2 protein-coding genes and 2 pseudogenes are annotated in these 3,727 nt (G+C 75.9%); all 4 read right to left on the bottom strand.

The annotated features are described in order from the left end of the window. Window positions 1-297 (bottom strand): annotated as a pseudogene (locus J1C73_RS30740) (aKG-HExxH-type peptide beta-hydroxylase); the annotation flags it as partial. Beyond that, complete coding sequence (locus J1C73_RS30735) at window positions 294-1,451, bottom strand: FxsB family cyclophane-forming radical SAM/SPASM peptide maturase (RefSeq protein WP_207319236.1); 1,158 nt, start codon at window positions 1,449-1,451, stop codon at window positions 294-296. The gene J1C73_RS30735 and the pseudogene J1C73_RS30740, both read right to left, overlap by 4 nt. 318 nt (window positions 1,452-1,769) lie before the next feature. Continuing rightward, a complete protein-coding gene (gene fxsA, locus J1C73_RS30730; RefSeq protein WP_207319235.1) occupies window positions 1,770-1,985 on the bottom strand; it encodes an FxSxx-COOH cyclophane-containing RiPP peptide in 216 nt (71 codons plus the stop codon). A gap of 186 nt (window positions 1,986-2,171) precedes the next feature. Continuing rightward, window positions 2,172-3,727 (bottom strand): annotated as a pseudogene (locus J1C73_RS30725) (SAV_2336 N-terminal domain-related protein); the annotation flags it as partial.

Raw genomic sequence — 3,727 nt, 5'->3', positions numbered from 1 at the left:
GAGGCCGCCCAGGAGCCGCTGCGCCCAGGGGCCGGCCATGGGGTGGAACAGCACGGTGCGCACCGCGGCCCGGTCGGTGCGCTCCGCCGCTTCGAGCAGCGCCCAGTCCTCGCGCAGCCGGTCGAGCAGTGGGGGCGGGCATACGGTCGTGGGGGCGGCGGCCGCCGCGTCGAGCAGGGCCCTGAGGAGGACGAGGCGGCGGGTGTCCTGATCGCGTACGAGCAGGCCGAGGGAGTCGGCGTCGCCCTCGGTACGGCCGAGTTCGCGCAGTACGCGATCGGGGATGGCGGGGCTCATGGGGGGTCTCCTGCGGTTGCGTCGGCGAGCCGGTCCGCCACGTGGCGGACCAGCCGTTCGAGGTCTGCGCAGTAGACGGACGGGTTGATGAAGCCGTTCTCTGCGCGATAGCGGTGGGCGTAGTGGCCGCCGCCGCAGACGGTCAGCAGCGGGCAGCCACGGCAGGCGGCGGCGAGCGCGCCGGCTCCTGCCTGTCGGGCGGCGACACCGGGGTGGCGCAGGGCGTCGTCGAAAGTGTGCCGGAAGACGTCGAGTCCGGTGGCGGCCGCCGTGTCGTAGGCGGACTTGAGGGAGTCGACCTGTTCGATCGATCCGTCGGTCTCGACCACGACCGCGTTGACGGGGTCGAGGCCGAGGGATTCGGTGGCGGCGGGCAGACCGAGGAGCAGGGCGACGCACTCCTCGAAGAGGCGGATCCTGGTCTCCCGCCGGGCCGCCGGCCACCAGCGGTCGAAGACGGCGCACAGCCAGTCGCCGTACGGGGTGGCGCGGCCCGACCCCGGTCCCTTCGGGGTGTCCGCCAGGTCCGGCAGACCGGGCGGCGGGCTGGTCCAGTTGCCGTGCGGCAGGAGCAGGTCCAGGGCCGGCGGGCGCAGGGCGAGCAGCGACTCGTACATCTCCAGGGGGTCGGTGCGCGGGTCCACGACGGTGAGGATGCCCGCGTACGCGTCGGGGTGGTGGTCGGCGAGGAGCCGGGCGCCGCGCGAGGCGGCGGGCCAGGAGGGGCGGCCCGCGTGGTCGGTGCGCTGGGTGTTGTGGGCGGCCAGGCCGCCGTCCAGGCTGATGCCGATGCTGATGCCGTGCCGGGCGAGCGTGGTGACGCCCGCGTCGGTGAGCAGGGTGGCGTTGGTCTGCACGGTCGCGTGGACGGCGCAGCCGCCGGGCACCCGTTCCCGCACCCGGTCGGCGAGGGCGGCCAGCCGGGCCGGGCCCGCGAGCAGGGGTTCGCCGCCGTGCAGCACCAGGGCGACGTGCCTCAGCCGGTGGGCGGCCGCGTGTTCGGCGATCCGGTCCGCGGTGCGGTCCAGGACGGCGGGCGCGGCGGCGGCCGGCCGGCTCCGCCAGGTCCGGTCGGGGCCCTCGTACAGGTAGCAGTACCGGCAGGCCAGGTTGCAGCGGCCGTGCACCTTCACGATGAACTGCCCGAACGGCACGGGTGGGGGGCGCCCCGCGCCACCGCGGTCCGGTGACGCGGCCGGGCGCGGGTCTGCGTCCGCGCGCGGCGGCTCGCCGCCCCCGTCCGCGTTCCGCTCTCGTTCCGTGTACCGCTCTGCGGGCCGCTCCCCGTGCGGTGTCGTCCGTCGGACCACTCCGGCACCCCCGTGCTGTACGTCTGCCGGGACGGTCACCGGTACCGGCCCGGGGTGAGTATCCCCGGCGCGCGGCGCGAACCGCCCCGTCCCGGACGATGATGTCCTGATCGACCCCGCCCCGGGCCAAAAACCGTGCGCCGGGGCGCGGTGCCGCCCGGCTCAGAAGGCGTTGTTGAATCCCCAGAGCATCTCCCGCGGCTGCTCGGCCCGGCCGCGCAGATCCGCGACCACCTCCGCCAGCACCGGGTGGTGAAGGGTCCGCAGGGTCTCCAGATCAAGGCCCAGCAGATCCGGCAGCGCGCCCGCGGCTCCGGACGCACCGCCGCCCGTGCCGCCGGGCACAGCCGCTCCGTCGTTACGTGTCGACTTGCTCATCACGCCTCCCCGTACTCAGCACCGGGCCCGCCGCGCCGCGCTCGCCGTTGAGCGCACACCGCCGGTCCCACGTCCCTGACCCGCTTCGTCCTGCTGTCCGCGCCGCCGCCCGGCGCCGGTCACGCGCCGGTCGTACCCGTACCCGGTCCGGGCGCACCGCCGTGCCGGGTGCTCGTCGTTGAGCACTCAGCGCTCCAGGTCGGCCAGCCGTTCGGCGGTCCACTCGCCCGCCGCTCCGCCGCCGTCCGGCAGCTTGCGCCACTCCAGGCGGGCCGCCCGGTACGCCTCTCGCGCGGCCCGGGGGCGCCCCGCTCTCTCATATGTCATACCCCGCCAGTGGTTGGCTGTAGCACCCAACTCCACTGCCTCCCGAAGCTGTTGCGGACTGACCAGCTCCGTTTGTGCCGTCGCGGCGGAGGCGGCGGCCGAGCGGAAGGCGTCCGCCGCCTCGTCGCGCCGGGACGGCCGGACCAGTACATCGGCGGCCTCCAGCTGGGCCCTGCCCAGCTCAAGCCAGCAGCGCGCCGCGGTCAGCGGGGCCGCGGCCTCCTGTGCCGCCACCCCGAAGAGGTACTCGGCCTCCCGCAGGTCGACCCGGTCCGCGGTGGCCCGGTGCCGCAGCATCAGGGCCCGGCCGAGCATCAGCAGCCGCTCGGACTGATGCGCACCGCCGGCCGGGGTCTCGGTCCGGCAGTCGCGCAGCACGCGCACCGCTGCACCGATGTGCCCCGCGCCGTCCGGCAGTTCGGCGCGGCGCAGCAGCGTGCCGCCCCATTCGGCGAGCAGATCGGTGTGGGCCCGGGAGTCCCGCGGGATTCCCCGGGCCGCTCGGGCGAACCAGTCGGCGGCCGAGACGAGTTCGTCCGGATCGCCGGTGTGGTCATAGCGGGCGACCCGGACCCGTCCGGCCCTGGTCTGCAGTTGGGCGCGCTGGCGCTGCTCCCGTACGGTCTCCAGCGCCTGGCCGGTCAGGACCGCGGCCTCGTCCGGTTCCTCGCCGGAGGCCAGCAGCGCGTCCACCAGGTCGAGCACGATGCGGACCTCGGTGCCCATGGTGTGCCGGCCGCCCTGGGCGAAGGCCGTACGCAGCGAGCGGGCCGCCTGCCGGGCGAACTCCCTGGACCGCTCCGTGTCCTCGGTGGCCCCGGCCAGTTTCAGCAGGGTCCGGCCGTGCTGGAGCGGGAGGGCGGCCGGCCGGTTCTCCTGGTCGGGCCAGGAGTCGGCGAACGCCTCCAGCATCCCGCAGGCGCTCTGCAGCAGGGCGCTGTCACCGTCGAGCCGCCACTGCGCCTCCAGGGCCCGCACCCGCTCCAGGGTGAGCCGCAGTGCCTCGGCCGGCGCGAGGCCGGGGGCCGCGCAGGCGGCGGTGTACTCGCGGTCGGCGCGCCGCAGCAGCTCCAGGGCGCCGCGCCGGTCGCCACGCCGCCGCCGGTCGTCGGCCGCCGCGTGCAAAACCTTGGCCAGCACGGCCCGTTCGCGCACCGCACCGGGAACGGCGGCTGCCCGCTCGGCGGCGTGCTCGGCCTCGCGGAGCAGCTCGGCACCGCCCTGTACCTCCCACAGCCGCAGGACGCAGCGCGCGTACTCCGCCCAGAGTCCGGGGTCGACGGTCTGCCGCGGGCCGTTCTCGGCGGCTCCCCGCAGCAGCTGGACCGCATCGATCAGGCGCTGCACCATCGTGTCGGCCTCGAACTGCCGCACCAGCTCGCGGGCACGCTCCACGGCGGTGGTGGTGCCGGGGG

Origin of the sequence: Streptomyces laculatispora (genome assembly GCF_017353455.1) — a bacterium.
Classification (GTDB): Bacteria; Actinomycetota; Actinomycetes; order Streptomycetales; family Streptomycetaceae; genus Streptomyces; species Streptomyces laculatispora.
Note: the sequence above shows the minus strand (reverse complement) of the source record. Positions and strands in the feature narration are given on the sequence as shown.